At 60.7% G+C, this 6,719-nt stretch carries 7 protein-coding genes; 2 read left to right on the plus strand and 5 right to left on the minus strand.

What is annotated here, in order from left to right:
- Positions 1-82: 82 nt before the first annotated feature.
- Positions 83-913: a p-hydroxycinnamoyl CoA hydratase/lyase gene (locus KGA88_RS26850; RefSeq protein WP_110662549.1), complete on the minus strand. Its 831-nt coding sequence runs from the start codon at positions 911-913 to the stop codon at positions 83-85.
- Positions 914-1,127: 214 nt separating this feature from the next.
- Between KGA88_RS26850 and KGA88_RS26855 the strand changes: the two genes are divergently transcribed.
- Entirely contained in the window at positions 1,128-1,616 is a 489-nt protein-coding gene (locus KGA88_RS26855; protein ID WP_110663343.1) for a MarR family winged helix-turn-helix transcriptional regulator, read from the plus strand.
- Positions 1,617-2,276: 660 nt separating this feature from the next.
- Here the strand turns inward: KGA88_RS26855 and KGA88_RS31475 are convergent.
- The 3 genes from KGA88_RS31475 to KGA88_RS26860 form a co-directional block, all read right to left on the minus strand.
- Positions 2,277-2,411, minus strand: a complete 135-nt coding sequence (locus KGA88_RS31475; RefSeq protein ID WP_263296283.1) for a hypothetical protein — start codon at positions 2,409-2,411, stop codon at positions 2,277-2,279.
- Between the two features lie 119 nt (positions 2,412-2,530).
- Entirely contained in the window at positions 2,531-2,665 is a 135-nt protein-coding gene (locus tag KGA88_RS31480; RefSeq protein WP_263296283.1) for a hypothetical protein, read from the minus strand.
- A gap of 81 nt (positions 2,666-2,746) precedes the next feature.
- Positions 2,747-4,054 (minus strand): OprD family porin, encoded by a 1,308-nt coding sequence (locus KGA88_RS26860; protein ID WP_223595414.1) that lies wholly within the window; start codon positions 4,052-4,054, stop codon positions 2,747-2,749.
- Positions 4,055-4,400: 346 nt separating this feature from the next.
- On the opposite strand from KGA88_RS26860, the gene mhpT reads away from it, so the two are divergent.
- Entirely contained in the window at positions 4,401-5,618 is a 1,218-nt protein-coding gene (mhpT, locus tag KGA88_RS26865) for a 3-(3-hydroxy-phenyl)propionate transporter MhpT (protein WP_110662237.1), read from the plus strand.
- A 46-nt stretch (positions 5,619-5,664) separates the two neighbouring features.
- Here mhpT and KGA88_RS26870 read toward each other — a convergent pair whose 3' ends face one another.
- Positions 5,665-6,471: a lytic transglycosylase domain-containing protein gene (locus KGA88_RS26870; RefSeq protein ID WP_110662236.1), complete on the minus strand. Its 807-nt coding sequence runs from the start codon at positions 6,469-6,471 to the stop codon at positions 5,665-5,667.
- Positions 6,472-6,719: the final 248 nt, after the last annotated feature.

Below are 6,719 nucleotides of genomic sequence, written 5' to 3' on the forward strand. Positions count from 1 at the left end.
GTGATTCCTCTTTATTGTCTTTATCGGGAATACAGTCGAGCGATGCAGCGCGCCGGGGCGGACATGCACCCGGCGATCAGCTTCAGCGTTTGTAGGCCTGCAGACCGGGCTTGATGCTCTTTTCGTCGAGGAACTGCTTCATGCCCTGCTCGCGGCCACCTTCGGTGTCGAGCAGGCGCGACTGGTCGAGCTTGGCGTACAGGTAGTCCTCGTTCTGCTCCCAGGTCAGCTCGCGGCAGCGCTTGAAACCATGCTTGGCCGCACGCAGCACCACCGGGTTTTTCTCCAGCAGGTTGCGCGCCAGATCCACGGTGACTTCACGCAGTTGCGCCAGGGGTACGCTGTCGTTGACCAGGCCCATTTCGGCGGCTTTCTGCCCGCCAAAGGTCTTGCCGGTCATGATGTAGTACAGCGACTGGCGATGGCCCACGGTGTCGGCCATGGCTTTGCTCACCAGGTTGCCCGGCGGGATGCCCCAGTTGATTTCCGAGAGGCCGAAGGTCGCTTCGTCGGCGCAGATCGCCAGGTCACAGGCCACCAGCGGGCTGAAGCCGCCACCGAAGCACCAGCCGTTGACCATGGCGATGGTCGGCTTGGCGTACATGCGCAGCAGTTTCCATTGCCATTGCGAGGCTTCGCGGCGGATCTTTTCCTGAAGGATCTCCGGGCCCGCGTCCACTTCGCGAAAGTATTCCTTGAGGTCCATGCCCGCCGTCCAGGCATCGCCGGCACCGGTCAGCACCAACACACCGGCTGCTGGATCCTGCTCCAGGGTTTCCAGCACATCGATCATTTCCCGGTTGAGTGTCGGGCTCATGGCGTTGCGTTTTTCCGGGCGATTGAGAATGACCCAGGCGATGCCTTCCTCGATCTCGACCTTGACGGTTGTCCAGCGACCTTCGTAGTTGCTCATGGCGATGCTCTCTTGTTCTTGGCTTGAAGATGACTGGAAATTAAATGACCGATATAGTTATGTCAATTAACTATTAATCGAATTAACCATTTTTTTATCCGCCCGCAAATATCCTCCCACCCCATCGCCATGAACGACGGGCATAGCTATCAGCGGCCAACCCCGGCAAACTAGATAGGCTTGTTAACCTCCACCTCTTCAGGATTCACCCGCAATGGCCAAGCCTTCTCCCCTCGCCGACCAGAGCGAGTCCCCGTCCGCCACCGCCGAGCTGCAGGCACCGCTGGATTCGGCACTGGACGACCTGATCGGCTACGCGATGCGGCGCGCTCAACTCAAGCTGTTCCAGAACCTGATCGGCCGCCTGTCAGCCCACGACCTGCGCCCCGCACAGTTCTCGGCCCTGGCGATCATCGACCAGAATCCAGGGCTGATGCAGGCCGACCTGGCCCGCGCCCTGGCCATCGAGCCGCCGCAGGTGGTGCCGCTGCTCAACAAACTGGAAAGCCGCGCGCTGGCGGTGCGAGTGCGTTGCAAGCCGGACAAACGCTCCTACGGAATCTTCCTGAGCAAGACCGGCGAAACCTTGCTCAAGGAGCTCAAGCAGATCGCCGCGCAAAGCGATTTCGACTCCACTGCATCGCTGACCGGCGAAGAGCGCGAGGAGCTGCTGCGCTTGCTGAGAAAGGTTTACCAGGACTGAACCAACGCTGCCAGCACGCCCCCTTTCCAAAAAAAAGGTCCATCACGGATTACCGAGAAACTGTAGGAGCCGGCTTGCTGGCGATGGACTCCAACGCGCCGCGCTTATCCAATTCATACGCGTCATCGTTAACCACCATCGCTGGCAAGCCAGCTCCTACAAGGGACCGCGTCCTGGCCGAAATGATGGGAACACCAAACTGTAGGAGCCAGCTTGCTGGCGATGGACGCAAGTGCGCCGCGTTTATCCAGGTCACACGCGTTATCGTTCACGACCATCGCTGGCAAGCCAGCTCCTACAAGGGACCGCGTCCTGGCCGAAATAATGTGAACACCAAACTGTAGGAGCCGGCTTGCTGGCGATGGACGCAAGTGCGCCGCGTTTATCCAGGTCACACGCGTCATCGTTCACGACCATCGCTGGCAAGCCAGCTCCTACAAGGGCCCGCGTCCTGGTGGAAATGATGTGAACGCCAAACTGTAGGAGCCGGCTTGCTGGCGATGGACTCGAGTGCGCCGCGTTTATCCAATTCATACGCGTCATCGTTAACGACCATCGCTGGCGTCCGGGTGGAAATGATGTGAACGCCAAACTGTAGGAGCCGGCTTGCTGGCGATGGACTCGAGTGCGCCGCGGTTATCCGGTTTACGCGCGTTATCGTTAACGACCATCGCTGGCGTCCTGGTCGAAATGATGTGAACGCCAAACTGTAGGAGCCGGCTTGCTGGCGATGGACTCCAGTGCGCCGCGTTTATCCAGGTCACACGCGTTATCGTTGACGACCATCGCTGGCAAGCCAGCTCCTACAGGGGACCGCGTCCGGGTCGAAATGATGTGAACACCAAACTGTAGGAGCCGGCTTGCTGGCGATGGACTCCAGTGCGCCGCGGTTATCCGGTTTACGCGCGTTATCGTTAACGACCATCGCTGGCGTCCTGGTCGAAATGATGTGAACGCCAAACTGTAGGAGCCGGCTTGCTGGCGATGGACTCCAGTGCGCCGCGTTTATCCAGGTCACACGCGTTATCGTTGACGACCATCGCCGGCAAGCCGGCTCCTGCAGTTCCCCGGGATTGCGTGAAGAACCAAAAAAAAGGGACGGCCGGCGGGCAACATCAAAGGCCCCGGGATTACCAGATGGGTAAGGTATAGAGCACCAGGAAGCGGGTCTGGTTTTCATCGCGGAATGCCGTACCGCTCGGGAAGTCATTGCGATAGATCGCCTTGCGCGCCAACAGCCCGACGTTTTTCAGCGGGCCGCTCTGAATCACATAACCCAGCTCCATCTGGAATTCGCGCTCCTTGCGGTCCTCGGCGTTGTAGGCGGCCAACTCGATATTGTCGCCGCGCACGTAACGCAATCTTCCCTTCAAACCGGGCACCCCGGACGCGACGAAGTCGTAGTCATAGATCGCTTGCCAGGTGCGCTCCTTGGCGTTGAGAAAATCCGAAGCCATGGTCAGTTCGCTCATGCCCATCAGCTCGGTGCCAGAGATGTACGGCGTCGCCGTGTCGCCACTGGCGTGCATGTAGCCAAGGCTCACCCTGTGCCCGCCGATGCGGTAGCCGAACAATGCCGAGAGGTTACGGTTGTCCACTTCGCCCGCCTTGGCGCTGCCATCCTCGCGACTGAAAAAACTGCGCAAGTCGCTGGTGAACACCCCGTCGCCGAGCGGCAGGTTATGCAGCAATGCCAGGGTGTCCTGTTGGTACAGGTCAGCCACCTCGGCATGGTAGGCGCGCAGGCTCAGGTCCTTGTTGACCTGGTAATCACCGCCCAGATACGCCATGTGCGAGGTGGTGGCAGCGCCGTTGAAACGCCGGTTCGGCGAGGCGATGGTCATGGCCTGATAGTCCGTGGAATCGCGCTTGTTGATGCGATCGATGTAACCGGTATTCAGGGTCAGGCCATCGATATCCCTGGAGCTGAGCGTGGTACCGCGAAAGGTCTGTGGCAGCAGTCGCGACGGGCTGGCAAGGGCGAACGGCAGGAAGATCGAGACATCGCCACTCTTGACCGTTGTCTGGGCAAACCGCAGCTTGGCCGTCGGCGCCAGCCGCGAATAGTCATCCGCCGCGCGCTTGTCGCTGGCCGATACCGGCAACAGTTCGGTGCCGCTGCGATCCGGCGCGGAGTCGAGCTTGACCCCTAGCAGCCCGCGCACATCCAGGCCAAAGCCTACAGTCCCTTGGGTAAACCCGGACTCCATGCCCAGGATGAAACCCTGGGCCCACTCCCGCGCGGCAGACTTGGCGCCGCCGTCCTGATATTCACGGTCCATGTAGTAATTGCGCAGGGTCAAGTTTGCGTGGCTGTCCTCGATAAACCCCTCGGCCCGCAGTTGAGAGGGCAGAACGCTGACGCCTAGCAGTGCCACGACCCACCCTGGATGGGTGCGGGAGAGACAGGCGAGTGATGCTGATGAACCGGTGTTCATGGGGCGTTTTGGCATGTTCGATGTCCACTTCTTATTGTTGTTTTCGGGTGCCGGCCCCACACGGGAGTACCGGCTTCACGAACAGAGAATGGAAACAGCCAAGGCTCGTCGTCAATTGCAAGTGACCGATAATCGAACATTAATATTATTATCTATTTTTCCTTTCTACCAAAAACGAATACATAAGAATTTGTTTTTGAAGGTTTTATTCGTTGTTTTGGGCAGTTTTTACGATGCGATTCTTTTTTTAGTTATCTTTGTTATCTTAATCACCAGCGGTCACTGACGGCGCACCCGACGCACGAAGGGCTCGACTGCATAACAAAAACAACAATGAGGTTCACCCATGGACAGTCCATCGCGTCGCTCGACGCTGACAATCGCTTTGTGCTTTATCGTTGCGTTGATCGAGGGGTTCGATCTGCAGGCCGCCGGCACCGCTGCCGCGGGATTGCGCCAGAGCTTTGCCCTGGACCCGAAGATGATGGGCTGGGTGTTCAGCGCCGGGATCATCGGCCTGCTGCCCGGCGCGTTTTTTGGCGGCTGGGTGGCCGATCGTATCGGCCGCAAGAAAATCCTCGTCGGCGCCGTGCTGCTGTTCGGTGTCTTCTCGCTCTGCACGGCCTATGTCGAGAGCTACTCCAGCCTGCTGCTGGTGCGCTTCATGACCGGCCTGGGCCTGGGTGCCGCCCTGCCCAACCTGATTGCCCTGTGTGCCGAGGCGGTGAGCGAGCGCCATCGCGGCACCGCCATCAGCGTCATGTACTGCGGCGTCCCCCTGGGTGGCGCGCTGGCGGCGGTGGTGGCGATGTTTTCCAGTGAACACTGGCAAACCACCTTCATCATCGGCGGTCTGACGCCCTTGCTGGTGGTGCCGCTGATGGCCCTGCTGTTGCCCGAATCCACGGCGTTCCGCCAGCAACACGTCTCGACCAGCAGCCCACGCTCGTCCACCGCCCAGGCACTGTTCGGCGAAGGACGCGCACGCTGCACGCTGGCCTTGTGGTTGAGCTACTTCTTCACCCTGACCGTGATGTACATGCTGCTCAACTGGCTGCCCTCGCTGTTGCTGGAACAGGGTTTCACCAAGCCCCAGGCAGGCATGGTGCAGATGCTGTTCAACATCGGCGGTGCCATTGGTTCACTGCTCGGCGGGGTGATGCTGGACCGCTGCAACGGCCTGAAAGTGGTCCTGTTCGTGTACGCCGGGGTGTTGGCGGCGCTGGCCGGGGTCGGCCTGTCAGTGGGTATCGTGCCGATGGCAATCGCCGGGTTCGCCGTCGGGCTGTTCGTCATGGCCGCACAGCTGGTGCTGTACGCCCTGGCGCCCCCTTCCTATCCGACTTCGGTGCGCGCCACCGGTGTCGGCGCCGCCGTGGCCATCGGCCGGCTCGGTTCGGTGGCGGGTCCCCTGGCCGCCGGCCAGATCCTCGCCGCCGGCGCCGGCACCACTGGCGTACTGCTGGCAACTTCACCAGGGTTGGTGATTGCCGCGCTGTCGATCCTGACCGTGATCACCCGCACCGGAGCGACCACCAAGTCTCAACCGCAAGCGGCAAACTGAGCCCCGCCCGGCGTATCACCTGTTTCGGGTTATGCGCCCTACGGTTCTAGCGATGATTGCGATAGCGTTCGGTCAAGGACTGCACGCGGCTGACATAAGATTGCGTCTCGGCGTAGGGAGGCACCCCGTTGTACTCGACCACGGACGCTTCGCCGGCGTTGTAACCTGCCAACGCCAGCACCTGATTGCCGTTGAAGCGCTTGAGCAGCCAGGCCAGGTAGCGCACGCCGCCACGAATGTTCTGACGTGCGTCGAACGGATCGGCCACGGCGAAGCGCTCGGCGGTGGCGGGCATCAACTGCATCAGCCCCTGGGCACCGGCTTCGGAAATGGCGTTGGGGCGAAACGCCGATTCGGCATGCATCACTGCGCGGACCAGCGCCCTGTCGACACCATAATCCCCCGAAGCCGCTTCGATCTCCCGTCGATAGGATTGGGTGTCCAGGCGCAGTGAGGTGACCTTGAAATCCTTCGGCACCATACATAGGTAGCAGCCCTTGATGACATAGAGCTCAAGGACATCGACCCGTGCGGAGATCCCGACGGGGCGCCGGCTCACATATTGACGTTTACCCTTGTGGATGAAGGTGAAGACCCGGACCCGCACCGCGCCCGGGTCGTCGTCCTGCATAAGCCGTGGCAGGGGCTTTGCCTTGGCGCCGACACCGGCGCCTGCCATGCCATTCACGCGAGTGCAGCGGGCGCTGGCGATGGCTTGGCTGGTGTAGCTGATGGCTCCGTCACTGGCTTGGCACTTGAACATGGCGCTGGCGCACAGTGGAGCGACCAGCAAGGCCAGCTCGATGCAGCCAAGAAGGCTCTTGCGAGCCCATCGCCATGTTCTGGAACTCATCACATCGCTCCGCGCCGCAGGCGTCGATCAGGCCTGGGGCGCCTGGCCCGGACGCTGCCTTTGGAGGGCCTATTCCGGGTGACCCGCCTTTTGTTCTGATAGTTATACCCCTTGTAACCGGCCTTGGAACTTGCATTGACGTACGGACTGCCTGGGCCGGACGCGCTCATCCAGATACGCATTGAAAAACTCATGCCCGCGAACGTACCGCAGAGATGAGAATTTGCCGCCCCGAGTCAGTTCCCCCC

Origin of the sequence: Pseudomonas sp. A-R-19 (assembly GCF_019956575.1) — a bacterium.
Taxonomy (GTDB): Bacteria; Pseudomonadota; Gammaproteobacteria; order Pseudomonadales; family Pseudomonadaceae; genus Aquipseudomonas.